This is a genomic window from uncultured Pseudomonas sp., assembly GCF_943846705.1.
Lineage (GTDB): Bacteria > Pseudomonadota > Gammaproteobacteria > Pseudomonadales > Pseudomonadaceae > Aquipseudomonas.
Window position 1 is genome coordinate 943,729 of record NZ_OX044366.1, and the last position, 20,211, is coordinate 963,939.

Annotated in this window: 19 protein-coding genes and 2 tRNA genes; 16 read left to right on the top strand and 5 right to left on the bottom strand. The window is 61.3% G+C overall.

Annotated elements, in window-relative coordinates:
- Positions 1-87: 87 nt before the first annotated feature.
- The 5 genes from hisA to Q0V31_RS04585 form a co-directional block, all read right to left on the bottom strand.
- Positions 88-825: a 1-(5-phosphoribosyl)-5-[(5-phosphoribosylamino)methylideneamino]imidazole-4-carboxamide isomerase gene (hisA, locus tag Q0V31_RS04565; RefSeq protein WP_298184936.1), complete on the bottom strand. Its 738-nt coding sequence runs from the start codon at positions 823-825 to the stop codon at positions 88-90.
- A 36-nt stretch (positions 826-861) separates the two neighbouring features.
- A complete protein-coding gene (locus Q0V31_RS04570; RefSeq protein WP_298184938.1) occupies positions 862-1,122 on the bottom strand; it encodes a DUF2164 domain-containing protein in 261 nt (86 codons plus the stop codon).
- A complete protein-coding gene (gene hisH, locus Q0V31_RS04575; protein ID WP_298184940.1) occupies positions 1,123-1,761 on the bottom strand; it encodes an imidazole glycerol phosphate synthase subunit HisH in 639 nt (212 codons plus the stop codon).
- Positions 1,762-2,355 carry an imidazoleglycerol-phosphate dehydratase HisB gene (gene hisB / locus Q0V31_RS04580; RefSeq protein WP_298184941.1) on the bottom strand — a complete coding sequence of 198 codons (594 nt, stop codon included), beginning with the start codon at positions 2,353-2,355 and terminating at the stop codon, positions 1,762-1,764.
- Between the two features lie 141 nt (positions 2,356-2,496).
- On the bottom strand, positions 2,497-4,158 hold the full coding sequence (locus Q0V31_RS04585) for an OFA family MFS transporter (protein ID WP_298184943.1): 1,662 nt from the start codon (positions 4,156-4,158) through the stop codon (positions 2,497-2,499).
- A 516-nt stretch (positions 4,159-4,674) separates the two neighbouring features.
- Here Q0V31_RS04585 and Q0V31_RS04590 point away from each other — a divergent pair.
- The 16 genes from Q0V31_RS04590 (at position 4,675) to Q0V31_RS04665 (ending at position 20,168) form a co-directional block, all read left to right on the top strand.
- Positions 4,675-6,900: an AsmA family protein gene (locus Q0V31_RS04590; RefSeq protein WP_298184946.1), complete on the top strand. Its 2,226-nt coding sequence runs from the start codon at positions 4,675-4,677 to the stop codon at positions 6,898-6,900.
- Positions 6,897-7,976 (top strand): A/G-specific adenine glycosylase, encoded by a 1,080-nt coding sequence (mutY, locus tag Q0V31_RS04595; RefSeq protein ID WP_298184948.1) that lies wholly within the window; start codon positions 6,897-6,899, stop codon positions 7,974-7,976. The genes Q0V31_RS04590 and mutY overlap by 4 nt, the downstream gene beginning before the upstream one ends.
- Positions 7,973-8,245 carry an oxidative damage protection protein gene (locus Q0V31_RS04600; protein ID WP_298184950.1) on the top strand — a complete coding sequence of 91 codons (273 nt, stop codon included), beginning with the start codon at positions 7,973-7,975 and terminating at the stop codon, positions 8,243-8,245. Before mutY ends, Q0V31_RS04600 begins: the two co-directional genes overlap by 4 nt.
- A gap of 157 nt (positions 8,246-8,402) precedes the next feature.
- Positions 8,403-8,478, top strand: a tRNA-Phe gene (locus Q0V31_RS04605).
- 265 nt (positions 8,479-8,743) lie between these two features.
- Positions 8,744-9,517, top strand: a complete 774-nt coding sequence (locus Q0V31_RS04610; protein WP_298184952.1) for an ABC transporter ATP-binding protein — start codon at positions 8,744-8,746, stop codon at positions 9,515-9,517.
- A 19-nt stretch (positions 9,518-9,536) separates the two neighbouring features.
- Positions 9,537-10,289, top strand: coding sequence for an ABC transporter substrate-binding protein (locus Q0V31_RS04615; RefSeq protein ID WP_298184954.1), 753 nt, complete (start codon positions 9,537-9,539; stop codon positions 10,287-10,289).
- Between the two features lie 49 nt (positions 10,290-10,338).
- Positions 10,339-11,034: an ABC transporter permease gene (locus Q0V31_RS04620; protein ID WP_298184955.1), complete on the top strand. Its 696-nt coding sequence runs from the start codon at positions 10,339-10,341 to the stop codon at positions 11,032-11,034.
- Positions 11,031-11,720 carry an ABC transporter permease gene (locus Q0V31_RS04625; protein WP_298184958.1) on the top strand — a complete coding sequence of 230 codons (690 nt, stop codon included), beginning with the start codon at positions 11,031-11,033 and terminating at the stop codon, positions 11,718-11,720. Before Q0V31_RS04620 ends, Q0V31_RS04625 begins: the two co-directional genes overlap by 4 nt.
- A 33-nt stretch (positions 11,721-11,753) precedes the next feature.
- Complete coding sequence (locus Q0V31_RS04630; protein WP_298184960.1) at positions 11,754-12,980, top strand: methyltransferase; 1,227 nt, start codon at positions 11,754-11,756, stop codon at positions 12,978-12,980.
- Between the two features lie 296 nt (positions 12,981-13,276).
- Positions 13,277-13,352 (top strand) — tRNA-Thr (locus Q0V31_RS04635).
- A gap of 135 nt (positions 13,353-13,487) precedes the next feature.
- Entirely contained in the window at positions 13,488-14,540 is a 1,053-nt protein-coding gene (gene rfbB, locus Q0V31_RS04640; protein WP_298184962.1) for a dTDP-glucose 4,6-dehydratase, read from the top strand.
- 10 nt (positions 14,541-14,550) lie between these two features.
- The gene (gene rfbA, locus Q0V31_RS04645; protein WP_298184964.1) at positions 14,551-15,417 is read left to right on the top strand and encodes a glucose-1-phosphate thymidylyltransferase RfbA; all 867 of its coding nucleotides are present in this window, start codon (positions 14,551-14,553) and stop codon (positions 15,415-15,417) included.
- A gap of 2 nt (positions 15,418-15,419) precedes the next feature.
- Entirely contained in the window at positions 15,420-15,965 is a 546-nt protein-coding gene (gene rfbC / locus Q0V31_RS04650) for a dTDP-4-dehydrorhamnose 3,5-epimerase (RefSeq protein ID WP_298184965.1), read from the top strand.
- A complete protein-coding gene (rfbD, locus tag Q0V31_RS04655; protein ID WP_298184967.1) occupies positions 15,962-16,828 on the top strand; it encodes a dTDP-4-dehydrorhamnose reductase in 867 nt (288 codons plus the stop codon). The genes rfbC and rfbD overlap by 4 nt, the downstream gene beginning before the upstream one ends.
- 140 nt (positions 16,829-16,968) lie before the next feature.
- Positions 16,969-18,783, top strand: coding sequence for an ATP-binding protein (locus Q0V31_RS04660; protein WP_298184969.1), 1,815 nt, complete (start codon positions 16,969-16,971; stop codon positions 18,781-18,783).
- Positions 18,780-20,168, top strand: a complete 1,389-nt coding sequence (locus tag Q0V31_RS04665) for a sigma-54 dependent transcriptional regulator (protein WP_298184971.1) — start codon at positions 18,780-18,782, stop codon at positions 20,166-20,168. The genes Q0V31_RS04660 and Q0V31_RS04665 overlap by 4 nt, the downstream gene beginning before the upstream one ends.
- The last annotated feature ends 43 nt before the right edge of the window (positions 20,169-20,211 follow it).

Sequence of the window (20,211 nt, forward strand, 5' to 3'; positions counted from 1 at the left end):
TGAGCGCAGCGATACCCATCGTCGCGTCAACGGATGACTCCATCGGTGGGTTACGCCGCAGCGCAGCTAACCCACCCTACGTTCAGATCAGCCCTGGAAGCTATCGCAGAAGGCCTGCGCCTCGGCGACATCCAGAGTGCCTTCGTAAATCGCCCGACCGGTGATCGCCCCAACGATGCCTGGCGAGCGGGCCAACAGCAGTTTCTCGATATCACTGAGGTTGTGGATGCCGCCCGAGGCAATCACCGGAATGCGGCTGGCCGCTGCCAACGCCACGGTGGCCTCGACGTTGCAGCCCTGCATCATGCCGTCTTTGGCGATATCGGTATAAACGATGGCGCTGACGCCATCGGCTTCAAAACGCTTGGCCAGATCGGTGGCCTGTACCGTGGAGACTTCAGCCCAGCCGTCGGTGGCAACGAAGCCATCTTTGGCATCCAGGCCGACGATGATTTTGCCGGGGAAGGCTTTGCACGCATCGGTGACGAACTGCGGATCTTTCACCGCCTTGGTGCCGATGATCACGTAGCTGACGCCAGCCTTGACGTAATGCTCGATGGTCTCCAGCGAACGGATGCCACCGCCGATCTGGATCGGCAGGTGCGGGTAGCGCTTGGCGATGGCGGTCACCACCTCACCATTGACCGGCTGACCTTCAAAGGCTCCGTTAAGGTCAACCAGGTGCAGGCGACGGCAGCCGCCCTCAACCCACTTGGCGGCCATGCTCACCGGGTCATCGGAAAACACCGTGGAGTCTTCCATGCGGCCCTGGCGCAGACGCACACAGGCGCCGTCCTTCAAATCGATAGCGGGGATAATCAGCATCGGTTGAACCTGCTCAAGTCGTGTGAATTCGGTGGGTCAGCTCTTTTCGAGTGCCCAGAGGTCGCTTTCGATGCTCTCGAACCGTTCTTTCAGGTGAGTCTGCACATCGAAAATCGCCCGATTGTAGTAGTGCGGTGCCACGTCACGGGCAAACAGCTCGAGCACCTCGGCCGCTTCGAAGCTGCCCAGTTCCAATTCAAACCGCTCGGCCATAAAGCGCTTGATCGCCTGGCAGGCTTCACGCTCCTGCTCGGCGTTGAGGGTCATGATCGGCGGCTTCAGCTTGCCTCGACTCATTTACCAGCGCCCATCCCAGGCGGCGAAGTTCTGCAGCAATTGCAGGCCGTGGGTGTGGCTCTTCTCCGGGTGGAACTGCACGGCAAAGCGCGAGCCATCGGCCAGCGCTGCGGCGAAATCCTTGCCGTAATGCCCGCGACCCACCACCTGTTTGGGGTTGCCGGCCTCGATGTAGTAGCTGTGCACAAAGTAGAAGCGCGCCAGATCCGGGATGTTGTGCCACAGCGGGTGTTTGACCGACTGCGCCACTTCGTTCCAGCCCATGTGCGGCACTTTCAGCGGCTCACCGTCTTCGACCATGCCCTTGCCGAAGAAACGCACCTTGCCGGGAAACAGACCGATGCAATCGACACCGTCGTTCTCCTCGCTGTGCTCCAGCAAGGCCTGCATGCCCACACAGATGCCGAGAAACGGCCGATCCTGGCTGACTTCACGCACCAGCTGATCAAAGCCCAGGCGTTTGATCTCGGCCATGCAATCGCGGATCGCGCCAACACCGGGGAACACCACGCGATCGGCTTCGCGGATCACCTGGGCATCGCTGGTCACCAGTACCTTGCCTGCCCCTACGTGCTCAAGGGCCTTAGACACCGAGTGCAGGTTGCCCATGCCGTAGTCAATTACCGCAACGGTCTGCATTTACAGGCAGCCCTTGGTCGACGGCATCTGCCCGGCCATACGCTCATCCAACGTCACCGCCATGCGCAGCGCGCGACCGAAGGCTTTAAACACCGTTTCGATCTGGTGGTGGGTGTTGGTGCCACGCAGGTTATCGATGTGCACGCTGACCAAGGCATGGTTGACGAAGCCCTGGAAGAACTCCTGGAACAAATCCACGTCGAAACCGCCCACGGTGGCCCGGGTAAACGGCACATGCATCTGCAGGCCGGGACGCCCGGAGAAGTCGATGACCACGCGTGACAGCGCCTCATCCAGCGGCACATAGGAATGGCCGTATCGGGTCATGCCCTTCTTGTCGCCGATGGCTTTAGTGAATGCCTGGCCGAGGGTGATACCGACGTCTTCCACGGTGTGGTGGTCGTCGATATGCAGGTCGCCCTTGCACTGGATATCCAGGTCGATCAGGCCATGTCGGGCAATCTGATCAAGCATGTGTTCAAGGAAGGGGACGCCAATATCAAACTTGGCTTTGCCCGTACCATCCAGGTTGATCGAGACCTTGATTTGGGTCTCCAGGGTATTGCGCTCGACAGATGCCGTACGCTCGATCATCACCAGCTCCACAAAGTCGTTGTGCCAAAGGGCGGCCATTATAGGCCGATAAGCGCGCAACCTTGAAGCAAGGCCAGCAGATAGCAAAAAACCCGCTGACGAACAGCCTCGCCAGCGGGATTCTGGGGTGCCGCGCGCGCCTTACTGGAACAGCGTCGCGGTCTTTTGCAGGGTGATCCAGATACCCCACGCCAGCGGCAGCCCAACCGCTAACCAGGCGGCAATGGCCAGCGGCTTGGAAGCCGGATCAGCCGCCCACTCCAGCACCGCGACTTCACCACGACCGGCGTCATGGCTGAGCGCACGCTCGGCGGCCAACTCGGCTTCGCTCATAAAGTACTTATCCGCCACCGGGCGCACCAGCAGGTTGCAAATAAAGCCCAACACCAGCAGGCCAGCGAGGATGTACAGGGTGATGTCGTACGCCGCAGCGCGCTCAACGCCGATGCTCAACTGGTACTCGCGCAGGTAGTTGACCAGCACCGGGCCGAGCACCCCGGCAGCCGCCCACGCGGTGAGCAGGCGACCGTGAATGGCACCGACCATCTGCGTACCGAACAGATCCGCCAGGTAAGCCGGCACCGTAGCGAAACCACCGCCATACATCGACAGGATGATGCCAAACGCCAGCACGAACAGCGCCAGGCTACCCAGCTGCCCAAGAAGCGGCACTGCGGCGTAGAGCGCAAAGCCCAGACCGAAGAACACAAAGTAGGTGGCTTTACGGCCGATAAAGTCCGAGCAAGAGGCCCAAAGGAAACGCCCGCCAATGTTGAACAGGCTGAGCAAGCCGGTGAAGCCAGCCGCGATTGCAGCAATCTGGCCGAGTTGCGCAGCACTCAATTCGTTGAAGGACAGGTCGTTACCCAGTAGTTGCCCGGCGAACACTTCCTGCAACAGTGGCGAGGCCATACCGATGATACCGATACCCGCCGATACGTTGAGGCACAGCACCGCCCAGACCAGGCGGAACTGCGGGGTTTTCCAGGCGACGCTGACGTGCACATGACGGTTGGTGATCATGCTGTTGCCCGCTTTGGCCGCAGGCGCCTTCCAGCCAGCCGGTTTCCAGCCGGTGGGCGGCACCCGGTAGGACAGCGCGCCACCGGCCATAAAGACGAAATAGATGACCGCCATGACCACGAAGCTCTGCCATACGCCGACGCCCGTGTCGCTGGCGAAGTGGCTCATCAACTCAGCCGCCAAGGGTGCGCCAACCATGGCGCCGCCACCGAAGCCCATAATCGCCATGCCAGTGGCCATGCCGCGCTTGTCCGGGAACCACTTGATCAGCGTTGACACCGGCGAGATGTAACCCAGGCCAAGGCCAATACCACCGATCACTCCGGAGCCCAACCACAACAGCCAAATTTGATGGCTGTAAATGCCCAGCGCAGAAATCAGCAGACCACCGCACCAACACAACGCCGACACCAGACCGGCCTTGCGCGGACCTGCATGCTCCAGCCAGCCACCCCAAACCGCCGCAGAACAGCCGAGGAAGACGAAGAACAGCGTGTAGATCCAGCCCAGCATGGAGATCTGCCAGTCGCAATTGCTGGCGAATAGCTGTTCGAAGAAGCCAATATCGGCCGTGCAAGCCAGCGGCGCATCGATACCAATGGCTTTCGATAGCGGCAGCCAGAAGACCGAAAATCCATAGGCCATACCAATACACAAATGAATGGCCAGGGCAGCGGGCGGCACCAGCCAGCGGTTGAAGCCGGGCTGGGCGATGATGCGTTCCTTGGACAGGAATGCAGGCGCTGCCGAAGCGCCGTCCAGGACGAGGGCGTCAGTCATAGAAATGCTCTCTTCTTATTAGTGTGCAGGCAAGGCACTGACCTTGAAGCGCGTGCAGAATAGCCCGCGCGCCGAGAGCGTAACATTGCCTCTTATGCCCCGGGCATATGAGGCAATGTTCGTTAGTCGTATAGACCTGCCCGGATATTTGCGCTGACAGCCACCGCCACAGCAAGGCCTCGCTCGACACACAGCCCATCCGGCCCAGCGCCAAAGCAGCCAGCAACAGCGAAAACACCTCGAAACTGGACAGCCGCCGCTACACCGAGCGCCTGCATACGGGCAAACCACAGGGAACCGGCCGCCGACTTGCCAATCCAAATGCCCAGGCCAGGCCACCCAGTCATGCGCTGAGCCTGCCCGCGCAGGCTCAGCGCCTAAGCTTCAGCGTAAAAACCCCTTGCAAAAACACTCGGCAAACAGAACTGTCGACGGCCCGAACCAAAGCACTGGCGCTATACTCGCCGGCTCAAATTGCTGTTTTTCACTCTTCAGTTTCGAAACAAGGATTCGCACATGAAAGCGCTCGGCAAAATCATTGGCCTGTTTTTTCTAGGGCTCTTGCTGATCATCGTGGCGCTGGGCTTTGCCCTCACCCACCTGTTCGATCCCAACGATTACAAAGACGAAATCCGCCAGTTAGCCCGCGACAAGGCCAACCTGGAGCTGACCCTCAAGGGTGATATCGGCTGGAGCCTGTTCCCCTGGCTCGGCCTGGAGCTGACCGATGCCAGCCTCGCCAGCCTGAGCACCCCGGATAAGCCTTTTGCCGACCTGCGCCTGCTCGGCCTATCGGTGCGGGTACTGCCGCTGCTGCGCAAAGAAGTGCAGATGAGCGACATCCGCATCGACGGCCTCAACCTCAACCTGCAGCGCGACGAAAAAGGCCGCAGCAACTGGGAAGATGTCGGCAAGCCGGCAACCGCCGCAACCACCCGCGACACCCAAGCTAGCGACAACACGCCAGCTGCCGACACAACGCCTGAAGCAGAGAACAGCAGCCAGCCACTGAAACTGGACATCGACAGCCTGATCGTCAACAGCGCACGCATCGACTACCACGACGCGCAGAAAGGCCAGCAATTCAGCGCCGAAAGCATCCAGCTGACCACCGGCGCGATCCGCGAGGGTGCCGGCATCCCAATTAAGCTCAGCGCCTTCTTTGGCCTCAACAAGCCAGTGCTGCGCGCGCGAAGCGAACTGCAAGGCGAACTGCGCTTCGACCGCGCCCTCAAGCGCTACCAACTGGAAGACGCCAAGTTCTCCGGCGAAGTCTCCGGCGAGCCCTTCGACGGCCAGACCCTGACCTACTCCGCCCAAGGCCAGCTGCTGGTCGACCTGGCCGCCCAGGTCGCCGAATGGAACAGTCTGAAGTTCTCCGGCAATCAGCTGCGCGCCCTTGGCGAGCTGAAAGTACGTGACCTCGACAAGCAGCCAAAGCTCAGCGGCGGCCTGTCCATTGCTCCGCTCAACCTGCGTGAGTTCCTCAGCACCATCGGCCAGAAACTGCCGCCGATGAATGATGAGAAAACCCTTAGCCAATTCGAACTGGTCACCCGCCTCAGCGGCACCACCAACAGCTTGACCTTCGAAGACCTCAAGCTGACCCTCGATGACAGCCACTTCAGCGGCCAGCTGGCGATTGCCGACTTCGCCAAGCAAGCCCTGCGCGTGCAACTCAAGGGCGACCAGCTGAATCTCGACCGCTACCTGCCTGCACCGGCTAAAGACAGCAACGATGCCGCTGCGGCGCGCCAGGCAGAGGTCAAGGCCAGCGTCGCCAGCGCCGGCGAGAGCGGCAGCACACCGCTGCCCGATGCGCCAACGCAGCACGCCTGGAGCAGCAGCGAAGTGCTGCCGCTTGCAACGCTGCGCAAGCTGGATGTACAGCTCAACCTCAGCCTCGACCAGCTCACCGTCCAGCAACAGGCCATCAACACATTCAGCACCAAGGCGCAGGGCAAAGGCGGCCTGCTGACCCTGCAAGATGTGCGCGGCAGCATCGGCAGCGGCAGCTTCGACGCCAAGGCCAGCATCGACTTACGCCCAGCTGTGCCGCTGCTCAGTGTGCAAAATAATCTGCGCGGCATTCAGCTCGAACCCTTCCTGAAAAAGCCCGAGCAGCCTTCGCCGGTCAAAGGCCTGCTTGATCTCAATGCCAACCTGAGCACCAGCGGTAACAGCCAGCGCGCCTGGATCGACGGCCTTAATGGCGACGCCAGCTTCCTGCTGAATGACGGCGTGCTGGTCGGCGCCAACTTGGAGCAGCAGCTGTGCCGCGGCATCGCCACCCTCAACCGCAAAGCCCTGAGCGGCGACCCGCGCGGTAAGGACACGCCCTTTGAAAGCCTGCAAGGCAGCCTGACCCTGCGCAACGGGGTTGCCCACAACCCCGACCTCAAGGCACGCATTCCCGGCCTGGCGGTCAACGGCAAGGGCGATGTCGACCTGCGCATCCTCGGCCTCGACTACCGCGTAGGCATCACCGTCATCGGCGACCAGCGCGAGATGCCCGACCCAGCCTGTCAGGTCAATGAGCGTTATGTCGGCATCGAATGGCCAGTGCGCTGCCGCGGCCCGCTGGAAATGGGCGGCAAGGCCTGCCGCCTGGATCAGGACGGCCTGGGCAAGGTTGCCGCCAAGCTGGCCGGCAACAAGCTCAACGAAAAGCTCGAAGAAAAACTCGGCGACAAGGTCAGCCCCGAACTGAAAGATGCACTCAAGGGCCTGTTCAACCGATGAGCCCGACGCAGTTTTCTACCACGGTACTCGACTGGTATGACAGTCACGGGCGCAAGGACCTGCCCTGGCAACAGGGCATCACCCCGTATCGCGTGTGGGTCTCGGAAATCATGCTGCAGCAGACCCAGGTCAGCACCGTGCTCGGCTACTTCGACCGCTTTATGGCTGCCTTGCCAACGGTCAACGACCTGGCCGCAGCACCCGAGGACGAAGTGCTGCACCTGTGGACGGGCCTCGGCTACTACACCCGCGCACGCAACCTGCAGAAAACCGCACAAATCATCATGCGCGAACATGCCGGCGAATTTCCTCGCGATGTCGACCAGCTCACCGAACTTCCCGGCATCGGCCTCTCCACCGCCGGCGCTATCGCCAGCCTGAGCATGGGCCTGCGCGCGCCGATTCTCGACGGCAACGTCAAGCGCGTACTGGCACGCTACGTCGCCCAGGAAGGCTACCCGGGCGAGCCGAAAGTGGCCAAACAGCTATGGGCAGTGGCCGAGCGTTTCACCCCGCAGACGCGGGTAAATAACTACACCCAGGCGATGATGGACCTCGGTGCCACGCTCTGTACCCGCAGCAAACCCAGCTGCCTGCTCTGCCCACTGAAAAGCGGCTGCCAGGCGCACCTGCTCGGCCTGGAGATTCGCTACCCCATCCCCAAGCCGCGCAAGGCGCTGCCGCAGAAGCGCACGCTGATGCCAATCCTCGCCAACCGCCACGGCGAAGTACTGCTCTATCGCCGCCCGTCCAGCGGCCTCTGGGGCGGCCTGTGGAGCCTGCCTGAACTGGACGACCTGCAAAGCCTGGACGACCTGGCCAGCCGCCACGAGTTACGCTTAGGCGCACGCCAAGAGCAGGCCGCACTGACCCACACCTTCAGCCACTTCCAACTGGCCATCGAACCCTGGCTGATCCGGGTCGAGGCCGCGCCGCACGTCGTGGCCGAGGCCGACTGGCTCTGGTATAACCTCGCCACCCCGCCGCGCCTAGGGCTAGCCGCCCCAGTCAAGAAACTGCTGAAACGTGCGGCCGATGCACTTGCAACCGCACCGAACTTTGGAGAAACGCCATGACCCGCACCGTACAGTGCCGCAAACACAAACAGGAACTTCCCGGCCTGGAGCGCCCACCGTATCCAGGCGCCAAAGGCGAGGACATCTTCAACAACGTCTCTAAACAAGCCTGGGAAGAATGGCAAAAGCACCAAACCCTGCTGATCAACGAGCGCCGGCTGAACATGATGAACGCCGAAGACCGCAAATTCCTCCAGGCCGAGATGGACAAGTTCCTCTCCGGCGAAGAGTACGCCCAGGCCGAAGGCTACGTGCCGCCCAGCGAATAAGTCGGCGCATCATCTGTGGAATGGCCTGCACTCAGCCCATTCCACAGCTTTCACCCCCCGAAAAACCCTCCTTCGCCCCTAACCGCCCGTATTAATTAAATATTTTTCAAACTCACGCTTGACACCCAGCCTGCAAATCCGTCTAATACGCCCCGTTGCCCGGGTAGCTCAGTCGGTAGAGCAGGGGATTGAAAATCCCCGTGTCGGCGGTTCGATTCCGTCCCCGGGCACCAAAATACCGAGAAACCCCAAGCGAAGTTAAATTCCTTGGGGTTTTTTCTTGCCTGCGATTCCTCATACAGCAACCCAGCAATCTGCCTGGGAGCGGAGAAATTGCACCTGCGCGACAGCCAACTGCAACCAAGCGACAAGCATGGCCGGCTAAGCACCACGAGGCCGGTAAACGGCTTGGCGGTCAGCGAAACGCTATGCTAGCTTGGCGCCTCGCTAGGAACGTCGCATAACGCCTGAGCGCCACGAATAACAAGAGGACACCCCATGGCCGAGGCCACGCCTGCGCTGGAAATTCGCGACCTGCATAAACGCTACGGCGACCTTGAGGTGCTTAAAGGCATCTCGCTCACCGCTCGCGATGGCGATGTGATTTCCATCCTCGGCTCCTCCGGTTCCGGCAAATCGACTTTTCTGCGCTGCATCAATTTGCTGGAAAACCCGCACAAGGGTCAGATCATCGTCGCCGGCGAAGAGCTCAAGCTCAAAGCGGCGAAAAATGGCGAGCTGGTTGCCGCTGACAGCCGACAGATCAATCGCTTGCGCAGCGAGATCGGCTTTGTCTTCCAGAACTTCAACCTGTGGCCGCACATGAGCGTGCTCGATAACATTATCGAAGCCCCGCGCCGCGTGCTCGGCCAGAGCAAGGCCGAAGCCATAGAGGTGGCCGAAGCGCTGCTGACCAAAGTCGGCATCGCCGACAAGCGCCACGTTTACCCCAATCAGCTTTCCGGCGGCCAGCAGCAGCGCGCAGCGATTGCCCGCACTCTGGCCATGCAGCCGAAAGTCATTCTGTTCGATGAGCCCACTTCGGCTCTCGACCCGGAAATGGTACAAGAAGTGCTTAATGTGATCCGCGCACTCGCCGATGAAGGCCGCACCATGTTGTTGGTGACCCATGAAATGGGCTTTGCCCGTCAGGTCTCCAGCGAGGTGGTGTTTCTGCATCAGGGCCTGGTTGAAGAGCAAGGCTCTCCGGAGCAAGTGTTCGACAACCCGAACTCGGCGCGCTGCAAACAATTCATGTCCAGTAATCACTGAAAACACGGAGCAACTACGCATGCAGAACTATAAGAAGATCCTGCTGGCCGCAGCCGCCACCCTGGCCTTCGGCACCAGCGCCGTCGCTGCTGACAAATTGAAACTGGGTACCGAAGGCGCTTACCCGCCGTTCAACCTGATCGACGCCAGTGGCCAGGTCGGCGGTTTCGACGTAGAAATCGGCCAGGCCCTGTGCGCCAAAATGAAGACCGAGTGCGAAGTCGTCACCTCCGACTGGGACGGCATCATCCCGGCGCTCAACGCGAAGAAGTTCGACTTCCTGATCGCCTCCATGTCGATCACCGACGAGCGCAAAGCGGCAGTCGACTTCACCGAGCCCTACTACACCAACAAACTGCAGTTTATCGCCCCGAAAGGCAGCGATTTCAAAACTGACAAAGCCAGCCTGCAAAACAAAATCATCGGCGCCCAGCGCGCCACCATCGCCGGCACCTGGCTGGAAGACAACCTCGATGGCGTGGTCGATATCAAGCTGTACGACACCCAGGAAAACGCCTACCTCGACCTCACCTCGGGTCGCCTTGATGGCGTACTGGCTGACACCTTCGTCAACTGGGAGTGGCTGAAGAGCGATGCCGGCAAAGGCTTCGAATTCAAAGGCGACCCGGTATTCGATAACGACAAGATCGGCATTGCCGTGCGCAAAGGCGACGCCCTGCGCGAAAAGCTGAACACCGCCCTGGCCGAGATTGTGGCTGACGGCACCTACAAGAAGATTAACGACAAGTACTTCCCGTTCAGCATCTACTAAGCCGCCGGCACTGCGTCGCCCCGTGGGCGACGCAGGCTTCTGAGCCCCTATGACCTTCGATCTCTACGGATTCGGCCCAGCCTTGGCTGCTGGCACCCTGATGACCATCAAGCTGGCGCTCAGCGCGCTGTGCCTGGGTCTGGTGCTCGGCTTGCTCGGCGCATTGGCCAAGACTTCCCCGTACAAGCCGCTGCAATGGCTTGGCGGAACTTACTCGACCATCGTGCGCGGCATTCCCGAGCTGCTCTGGGTGCTGCTGATTTATTTCGGCACCGTGCAGCTGATGCGCAACCTGGCGGACCTGCTCGGCATCGAAAGCCTTGAGCTAAATGCCTTCGCCGCCGGCACCATCGCCCTGGGTATCTGCTTCGGCGCCTACGCCACCGAGGTATTTCGCGGCGCAATCCTGGCGATCCCCAAAGGCCACCGCGAAGCGGGCCAAGCGCTGGGCATGTCCAAACCACGGATATTCTGGCGACTGATCCTGCCGCAGATGTGGCGCATCTCCCTGCCCGGCCTGGGCAACCTGTTTATGATCCTGATGAAGGACACCGCTCTGGTCTCGGTAATCGGCCTGGAAGAAATCATGCGCCGCTCACAAATTGCCGTGACCTCAAGCAAAGAGCCGTTCACCTTCTATCTCGTTGCAGCCTTTATCTACCTGAGCCTGACAGTCTTGGCGATGATCGGCATGCACCTGATGGAAAAACGCGCCAGCCGTGGCTTTGTCAGGAGCGCCTCATGAACTGGGACGTGATTATCAAGTGGCTGCCCCGCCTCACCGAAGGCGCAGCCCTGACGCTGGAGCTGGTGGCCATCGCCGTTTTTGCCGGCTTGGTCCTGGCCATTCCACTGGGTATCGCACGCTCATCCCGGCACTGGTACGTCCGGGCCATGCCCTATGGCTACATCTTCTTCTTCCGTGGCACCCCACTGCTGGTTCAGCTGTTCTTGGTCTACTACGGCCTGGCGCAGTTCGACGCAGTGCGCGAAGGCCCGCTGTGGGCCTATTTGCGCTCGCCCTATTGGTGCGCGGTACTGACCATGACGATGCACACCGCCGCCTATATCGCCGAGATCCTGCGCGGTGCCATCCAGGCCGTGCCACCGGGCGAAGTCGAGGCGGCACGCGCGCTCGGCATGTCACGGGCCAAGACCATGTTCTACATCGTCCTGCCACGCGCCGCGCGCATCGGCCTGCCGGCGTACAGCAACGAAGTGATCTTGATGCTCAAGGCCAGCGCCTTGGCCAGCACCGTGACCCTCCTTGAGCTGACCGGCATGGCGCGCACCATCATTGCTCGCACCTACATGCCGGTGGAAATCTTCTTTGCCGCCGGGATGTTCTACCTGCTGATCGCCTTCCTCTTGGTACGCGGCTTCAAGCTGCTGGAGCGCTGGCTGCGCGTCGACGCCTGCCAGGGCCGTTGATTGCCGGGGCACACGCCCTCGGCAACACTCCATATGCCAACGACTTCAGCAGTTCAACCCTTGCAAGACGCGGCCTTGCTGCAGCGCTTCCAGGCGCTCGACAGCTTCCTGCGCGAGCATCAGGCGCTGTGGCGACCTCGACCTTTTGTGCACTATCCAGCCCTGCCCTGGGAAACCGAGCATCCGCAACTGGGGGCCTGGCTCCGAGCGCAAAGCCTGGAACACGCCGAAGCCGCGCATAACCAACCGCATCTACTGCCAGCCCCCACACCCTTCCCGCAACTGGCTACGACAGCGCATGCACTAAGCCAGATTGGTGAGCTGCCCCACTCACCCGCCAGCACCTTGCCCGCACGCTTTAGCGCAGACGTACCCGGCCGCAAATGGCAACAGATCGACGCCTTCGCGCGCAGCCTGAGCTTTACCGAGACGCCGCGACACTGGCTGGACTGGTGCGCCGGCAAAGGCCACCTCGGTCGCCGGCTGGCGCACAACGGCGCAGCACTGACTTGCCTGGAATACAACCCACAACTGGTCAGCAGCGGCCAGCAGCTCAGCCACAAGCTCGGTATCAGGGCAGAGCATATCGAGCAGGATGTACTGGCTAACGAGGCATTAACGCAAATCAAGGCGCGGCACACACCGGTGGCGCTGCATGCCTGTGGCGAGCTGCACACGCGCCTGCTGCAACTGGCCAGCCAGGCCGGCTGCCAACAGCTGGCAGTGGCCCCCTGCTGCTACAACCGCATTAGCACAGAGCGCTATCAGCCCTTGTCGACACAGGCTCAAGCCTCGACGCTGCAGCTATCGATCGACGACCTCGGCCTGCCACTCAGCGAAACCGTTACCGCAGGGGCACGGGTACGCCGCCAGCGCGACCAGTCGATGGCCAGACGCCTGGCCTTCGACCTGCTGCAACGTCAGCTACGCGGCGTCGACGACTACCTGCCAACTCCCTCTCTGCCACCCGCCTGGCTGGACAAGCCCTTTGCCGAGTACTGCATAGATCTCGCCGCCCTCAAACACCTGCCCACACCGGCTTCACAGAACTGGCAGCAGCTTGAGCAGTATGGCTGGCAACGCCTGGCCGAGGTGCGCAACCTGGAGCTGCTGCGCGGCCTCTTTCGCCGCCCTCTGGAAATTTGGTTACTGCTCGACCGCGCCCTATACCTACAAGAGCAGGGCTACAGCGTGCGCCTAGGCACGTTCTGCACGCACCAACAGAGCCCACGCAACCTGCTGCTGCTCGCCGAACGCTAACCCAAGTTGCCCACAACATCTGTGGATAACTCTGTTGACAGATTCTGAGCAAACAACGCAAACGCCCGCCACGGCACGCTACTGCCGAGCTGCACATTTTTTAACCTAAAAATATTTCTTGTGAAAACATGCACTTATGAAATACCGAGAAGCAGATCACAAAGCCCGAACACGAACGTACTAAATACACCACGCATGTGCATAAGCATTTCGCTGCTGATAACAAGACCCGTATAAAACCACGCTCAGACAGCTTTACAGCTGAAAATGAATGGATATAATGGCGACCCTGAAATGCCGGTATAGCTCAGCTGGTAGAGCAACTGACTTGTAATCAGTAGGTCCCGGGTTCGACTCCTGGTGCCGGCACCATATAAAGAAAGCCTCGCAGCGATGCGGGGTTTTTTTATGCGTATTGAAAAGGCGGATGACTTGCCGGCCTAGGCTCAACTTGTAACACTGCCTGGCAACTCTTACCGACCTCCCTTTATAAAAAGGTACAGGCCCGTGCACATTCTCATCACCGGCGGCGCCGGCTTTATCGGTTCGGCGCTGATTCGTCACCTGCTGAGCAACACCGAGCATCAGGTGCTCAATCTCGACAAGTTGACCTATGCCGGCAACCTCGAGTCGCTGGCCAGCGTTACAGGCCATCCCCGCTATCGTTTCCTACACGCAGACATTGCCGATAGCGCGGCAGTCAGCCAGGCGCTGAGCGAATTTCAGCCGGACGCGATCATGCACCTGGCGGCCGAATCCCATGTCGATCGCTCCATCGACGGTCCCTCGGCCTTTATCCAGACCAATATCGTCGGCACTTACGCACTGCTTGAGGCCACGCGCAGCTACTGGTCGCAGCTGGATCCTGCGCGCAAGGCGGCATTTCGCTTCCACCATATTTCCACCGACGAGGTGTATGGCGACCTGCATGGCGTAGACGACCTGTTTACCGAGAGCACGCCCTACGCGCCCAGCTCGCCCTACTCGGCAAGCAAGGCAGCATCGGACCACTTAGTCCGCGCCTGGCAGCGCACCTATGGCCTGCCTGTGCTGATCACCAACTGCTCGAACAATTACGGCCCCTACCACTTCCCGGAAAAGCTGATTCCGCTGGTCATCCTCAATGCTCTGGATGGCAAACCACTGCCGGTGTATGGCAACGGTCAACAGGTGCGTGATTGGCTGTATGTGGAAGACCATGCCCGCGCGCTGCTTAAAGTCGTCAGCGCGGGTCAGGTTGGCGAAACCTACAATATAGGTGGGCACAACGAGCAGACGAACCTGCACGTGGTGGAAAGCATCTGCGCGCTGCTGGATGAGTTAAGCCCACGCCAGAGTGGCTCATATAAAGAGCAGATCAGCTTCGTCACCGACCGACCCGGCCATGACCTGCGCTACGCCATCGACGCCAGCAAGATCGAACGCGAACTGGGCTGGAAGCCTGAAGAAACCTTCGCCAGCGGTCTACGGAAAACCGTGCTGTGGTATCTGGATAACCTTGACTGGTGCCGCCGCGTGCAAGATGGCAGCTACCAGCGCGAACGCCTCGGCGCACTTTAAGGAGCAGCACATGAAAGGCATCATTCTCGCCGGCGGTTCCGGTAGCCGCCTGCACCCCATCACCTTGGGCGTATCCAAGCAGCTGCTGCCGATCTATGACAAGCCGATGATCTACTACCCGATTTCAGTGCTGATGCTCGCCGGTGTGCGCGAAATCCTGATTATTTCCACGCCGCAGGACTTGCCAAACTTTCGCAAGATGCTCGGCGATGGCAGCCAGTTTGGCGTGCGCTTCGAATACATCGAGCAGCCCTCGCCCGACGGTTTGGCCCAGGCCTTTGTCTTGGGCGAAGACTTTATTGGCAGCGATTCGGTTTGCCTGATCCTCGGCGACAATATTTTCCATGGCCAGCACTTCACCGAAAAGTTGCTGCGCGCGGCCGCTGAACCCAAAGGGGCCACGGTCTTCGGCTACTGGGTCAATGACCCGCAACGCTTCGGCGTGGTCGAGTTCGACGCCCAGGGCAAGGCTATTTCCATCGAGGAAAAGCCTACAGCGCCGAAATCCAGCTACGCGGTCACCGGCCTGTACTTCTATGACAACGACGTGATCGAGATCGCCAAGGCGGTCAAGCCCTCGCCGCGTGGCGAGCTGGAAATCACCGACGTTAACAACGCCTACCTGCAGCGCGGCGACTTACGCGTCGAGCGCTTCGGCCGCGGCTTCGCCTGGCTCGATACCGGCACCCACGACAGCCTGCTAGAAGCCTCGCAGTACGTACAAACCATCGAACACCGCCAGGGCTTGAAGGTTGCTTGCCTGGAAGAAATCGCCTACCAACAGGGCTGGATTGATCGCCAACAACTGCTGGTACAGGCCAATGCTTTCGGTAAAACCGGCTACGGCCAGTACCTGTTCAAACTGGCTGAGGAGTGAGCATGCAGGCTATTGCCACTGACATCCCCGAGGTGATCATTCTAGAGCCCAAGGTGTTCGGCGATCAGCGCGGGTTCTTCTTCGAGAGCTTCAATGCCCGCAGTTTCGCCGACGCCACCGGCCTGCAGCGCGAATTCGTCCAGGACAACCATTCGCGCTCACAGCGCGGTGTATTGCGCGGCCTGCATTACCAAGTGCAGCAAGCGCAAGGCAAACTAGTGCGGGTCACGGCCGGCGAAGTGTATGACGTCGCCGTGGACCTGCGCCGCAGTTCGCCCACTTTCGGCCGCTGGGTCGGCGTGCATTTGTCCGCCTCCAACAATCGCCAGCTGTGGGTGCCGGAAGGCTTTGCCCATGGTTTTGTGGTGCTCAGCGAATACGCCGAGTTTCTCTACAAGACCACCGATTACTATGCCCCCGAACACGAGCGCTGCATTCGCTGGGATGACCCGACACTGGCCATAAACTGGCCGTTAGGTGAGGCTCCGCAGCTATCAGCCAAAGACCAGGCAGGCCTCAACTTTGTCGACGCGCAGGTTTTCCCATGAAGATCCTCTTGCTCGGCAAGCATGGCCAGGTCAGCCAGGAGCTGCAGCGCTGCCTTAGCGGCACATGCGCGCTGACGGTACTGGGTAGCGACCAACTGGATCTGGCTCAGCCCGAGCTGATTCGCCAGCACGTCCTCAGCCTGCATCCTGCGCTGATCATCAATGCCGCCGCGCACACCGCCGTCGATCAGGTCGAGAGCGAGCCCGAACGGGCCTTTGCGATCAACGCCATAGCGCCCGGCATCCTTGCTGAAGCCGCCGCCGAGCTAAATATTCCGCTGATTCATTACTCCACCGACTATGTCTTCGATGGCCGTCAAGCCGAGCCTTACCGCGAAAGCGATGCCACCCAGCCACTGAGCGTCTACGGCCGCAGCAAGCTGGCCGGGGAACAGGCGATCCAGGCGGTTGGCGGCATGCACCTGATTCTGCGCACCAGCTGGGTGTATTCGCAGCACGGCAAAAATTTCCTGCTCACCATGCAGCGCCTGCTGCAGGAGCGCGAAACGCTGAATATCGTCGCCGACCAAATCGGCGCGCCAACCTGGGCCGGGAGCATTGCCCAGGCCACAGCGCAATTGATTGTGCATTGGCGCAGCGGTCACGCCGGACCCTGGGGGGTGTATCACCTGACCGCGCTGGGCGAGACCAGCTGGTTCGGTTTCGCCAGCGCGATTGCCGCGCACCTGCAAGGCCAGGGAAAGCCCGTGGCAACGCTGCAGCCGATACCCAGCAGCGCTTACCCGACCCCCGCACAACGGCCACTCAACTCGCGCCTGAACTGCAGCCAGCTGCAACAGGACTGGCGCATACAACTGCCCACCTGGCAGAGCGCGCTGAACGACTGCCTGACTGTTCGTTAATGGCCCGCATCGCCGGCCTACTCATTGCGGCCGGTAGCGCGGTGGCTGGATGTCCGCTTTGCGTAGTGGCGATATAAGCGGGCTTGCCCGTTTATTGCATAAGCGCCACTCTCAACCAATGCCATTGCCCGAGTAAGCGCATGCCAGTCCCGTCACCCCACCCTCGCCGTCCACGCTGGAGAAGCCTGGCCGTTCTGGTTTTGCTGCTGGCGCCACTGTTGTGGCCACTGCAGCACCTGACCGAGCGTTATTACAGTGGGGTGCTGGTCGAACAGAACCGGCAGACGCTCGACCTCTACGTCGCCAACCTGCTGGGAACCCTGCGCCGCTACGAGGTCTTGCCGCCCATCCTGGCGGACCTGCCCGCCTTACGCAGCGTCTTGCAACACCCCGAGCAAACATCGCTGCGCACCTCAGCCAACCAGCTACTCGCGCAGCTCCGCCAGCAAACCGGGGCCGATGTCATCTACCTGATGGGCACAGATGGCACCACCCTGGCCGCGTCGAACTGGCAGCAGGAAGACTCATTCGTAGAGCGTAATTTTTCCTACCGCCCCTACTTTCGCGAGGCCATGCAAGGCCGCACTGGACGTTTTTTCGGCCTCGGCACGACCTCCGGCAAGCGCGGCTATTTCTTCGCTGCGGCCATCCGCGAGGGCGAGACAATCCTTGGCGTGATGGTGGTCAAAGTTGACCTCGACCACACCGAAACACTCTGGGGCAATCGCCCGGAGCAACTGCTGGTCACGGATAGCTATGGCGTGGTGATTCTTACCTCAGAGGCTGACTGGCGCTTTCACGCCACCCGTGAGCTGGACAATGCTGAGCGCGTCGCGATTGCTGACACCCTGCCCTATCGCATCCAGTCACCACCTCCGCTGCAGCTCAACCCCAGTGCCTGGCTGCGTCAGGGCCAGACACTCGATGAGATCGGCTGGACCGTGAGCATCCTCACCCCGCGCTCACAGCTCGATCAGCCCGTGCGCACGACCATGGCCGTGGGCGGCAGCACCTTGCTGGCCCTGGTTCTGCTGATCGGCCTGTTGATGCAGCGCCGCCGCCACTACCTGGAACATATCGCCCTCGACAGCCAAGCCCGCCAACAACTTGAGCAGCGCGTGCTCGAGCGCACCCTGGATCTGGAGCGGCTCAACAGCCGGCTTAAAGAGGAGGTGCTGGAACGTGAGCAGGCGCAGCAAGAATTGGTGCAAGCCCAGGACGAACTGGTACAGGCCAGCAAGCTGTCAGCCCTCGGCACCATGAGTGCGAGCATCAGCCATGAGCTTAACCAACCGCTGGCGGCGATCCGCAGCTATGCCGACAACGCCGGCGTGCTGCTTGACCACCAGCGCAGCGAAGACGCCCGCGCCAACCTCAAGCTGATCAGCCAGTTGACCGAGCGCATGGCCTCGATCATTGCTCACCTGCGCGCCTTCGCCCGGCGTGACCGTCACGCGCCTGAAAGCGTGGCCCTGCAACCGGCCATCGATGATGCCCTGGCGCTACTGGCCAAGCGCCGCCGGAGCATGCAGGTCGAGCTGATTCGCGACCTGCCAGACGCCACCCTGTGGGTACAGGCCGGGGAAACCCGCCTGCGTCAGGTGCTCGGCAACCTGCTGGCCAATGCCCTCGATGCCCTGAGCGAAGTAGCGCCGCCACGTCGCCTCTGGTTAAGCGCCGAACTCAGCGCCGACGGCGTCGACCTGCACCTGCGCGACAATGGCCCCGGCTTCAGCCAGGAAGCACTGCAGCGCGCCCGCGAGCCATTCTTCACCACCAAAACCAGCGCCCAAGGCCTCGGCCTTGGCCTGGCCATTTGCGATACCCTGATGCGCGCCCTAGGCGGCGAGCTGTTGTTCGCCAATCACCCTGATGGCGGCGCGCTCTTGACCCTGCGCCTGCGCGCCGCGGACCAAGGCATCAAAACCCAGTCGCCAGAGGACTTTGTGGTATGAGCATGATCGACTCCCGCACCCAGGTGCTGCTGATCGACGACGACCCGCACCTGCGTCAGGCGCTGAGCCAAACCCTCGACCTGGCCGGACTCAAGGTCAGCGCCCTGGCTGACGCCCACGGCGTAGCGGCGCGGATCGAGCGCGACTGGCCGGGCGTGGTGGTCAGCGATATCCGCATGCCCGGCATCGACGGCCTGCAACTGCTGCAACAGCTGCAGGAGCAGGACCCGGAACTGCCGGTGCTGCTGATAACCGGTCACGGCGACGTGCCACTGGCGGTACAGGCCATGCGCGCAGGGGCCTATGACTTTCTGGAAAAGCCCTTCGCCAGCGACGACCTGCTCGACAGCGTGCGTCGCGCCCTGGCCCTGCGCCGCCTGGTGCTGGATAACCGCAGCCTGCGCCTGGCCCTGGCCGACCGGCATACGCTGTCGGCGCGCCTGGTCGGCCAATCCCCCGCCATGCTGCGCCTGCGCGAGCAGATTGGCGCACTGGCCGGGATCAACAGTGATGTACTGATCCTCGGCGAAACCGGCGCCGGCAAGGAAGTGGTCGCCCGCGCCCTGCACGACCTGTCGAACCGGCGCAGTGGGCCGTTCGTGGCGATTAACGCCGGCGCACTGGCCGAGTCGGTGGTCGAGAGCGAGCTGTTCGGCCACGAGCAAGGGGCGTTCACTGGTGCGCAAAAGCGCCGCATCGGCAAGTTCGAATTTGCCAATGGCGGCACCCTGTTCCTCGATGAAATCGAAAGCATGAGCCTGGAAGTCCAGGTCAAGCTGCTGCGCCTGCTGCAGGAGCGGGTGGTTGAACGCTTGGGCGGCAATCAGCTGATCCCGCTGGATATCCGGGTGATCGCCGCGACCAAGGAAGACCTGCGCCAGGCGGCCGATCAGGGCCGCTTTCGCGCCGACCTGTATTACCGCTTGAACGTTGCACCGCTGCGTATCCCCGCTCTGCGCGAACGCGGCGAAGATGCCCTGCTGCTATTCCAGCACTTCGCTGAAGCCGCCAGCAGCCGCCACGGCCTGGCCGAACGTCACCTGCAACCGGGCCAACGCGCCGCCCTGCTGCGCCACTCTTGGCCGGGCAACGTACGTGAACTACAGAACGCTGCTGAGCGTTTCGCCCTCGGCCTGGAACTGGACCTCGACCTGCAACCGCAGATTGCCACGCCTACCGAAGAGCACCATGGCAGTGGCCTGAACGCTCAGGTTGAAGCCTTCGAGCGCAGCCTGATCAGTGCCGAACTAAGCCGCTCGCACAGCTCGCTGCGCAGCCTCGCCGAAGCCCTCGGCGTGCCGCGCAAAACCCTGCACGACAAACTGCGTAAACACGGGCTGAGCTTTGCCGATACTGGCGGAAGCTCGCCAGGCAGCCCCGACTAACTGGCGAATTCCCGCCACTTATCACCAATACAGCCTCTTAACA

Coding starts and splice junctions, on each gene's coding strand:
- hisA (WP_298184936.1), bottom strand. CDS start 825: ATGCTGATTATCCCCGCTATCGATTTGAAGGACGGCGCCTGTGTGCGT.
- Q0V31_RS04570 (WP_298184938.1), bottom strand. CDS start 1,122: ATGAGTCGAGGCAAGCTGAAGCCGCCGATCATGACCCTCAACGCCGAG.
- hisH (WP_298184940.1), bottom strand. CDS start 1,761: ATGCAGACCGTTGCGGTAATTGACTACGGCATGGGCAACCTGCACTCG.
- hisB (WP_298184941.1), bottom strand. CDS start 2,355: ATGATCGAGCGTACGGCATCTGTCGAGCGCAATACCCTGGAGACCCAA.
- Q0V31_RS04585 (WP_298184943.1), bottom strand. CDS start 4,158: ATGACTGACGCCCTCGTCCTGGACGGCGCTTCGGCAGCGCCTGCATTC.
- Q0V31_RS04590 (WP_298184946.1), top strand. CDS start 4,675: ATGAAAGCGCTCGGCAAAATCATTGGCCTGTTTTTTCTAGGGCTCTTG.
- mutY (WP_298184948.1), top strand. CDS start 6,897: ATGAGCCCGACGCAGTTTTCTACCACGGTACTCGACTGGTATGACAGT.
- Q0V31_RS04600 (WP_298184950.1), top strand. CDS start 7,973: ATGACCCGCACCGTACAGTGCCGCAAACACAAACAGGAACTTCCCGGC.
- Q0V31_RS04610 (WP_298184952.1), top strand. CDS start 8,744: ATGGCCGAGGCCACGCCTGCGCTGGAAATTCGCGACCTGCATAAACGC.
- Q0V31_RS04615 (WP_298184954.1), top strand. CDS start 9,537: ATGCAGAACTATAAGAAGATCCTGCTGGCCGCAGCCGCCACCCTGGCC.
- Q0V31_RS04620 (WP_298184955.1), top strand. CDS start 10,339: ATGACCTTCGATCTCTACGGATTCGGCCCAGCCTTGGCTGCTGGCACC.
- Q0V31_RS04625 (WP_298184958.1), top strand. CDS start 11,031: ATGAACTGGGACGTGATTATCAAGTGGCTGCCCCGCCTCACCGAAGGC.
- Q0V31_RS04630 (WP_298184960.1), top strand. CDS start 11,754: ATGCCAACGACTTCAGCAGTTCAACCCTTGCAAGACGCGGCCTTGCTG.
- rfbA (WP_298184964.1), top strand. CDS start 14,551: ATGAAAGGCATCATTCTCGCCGGCGGTTCCGGTAGCCGCCTGCACCCC.
- rfbC (WP_298184965.1), top strand. CDS start 15,420: ATGCAGGCTATTGCCACTGACATCCCCGAGGTGATCATTCTAGAGCCC.
- rfbD (WP_298184967.1), top strand. CDS start 15,962: ATGAAGATCCTCTTGCTCGGCAAGCATGGCCAGGTCAGCCAGGAGCTG.
- Q0V31_RS04660 (WP_298184969.1), top strand. CDS start 16,969: ATGCCAGTCCCGTCACCCCACCCTCGCCGTCCACGCTGGAGAAGCCTG.
- Q0V31_RS04665 (WP_298184971.1), top strand. CDS start 18,780: ATGAGCATGATCGACTCCCGCACCCAGGTGCTGCTGATCGACGACGAC.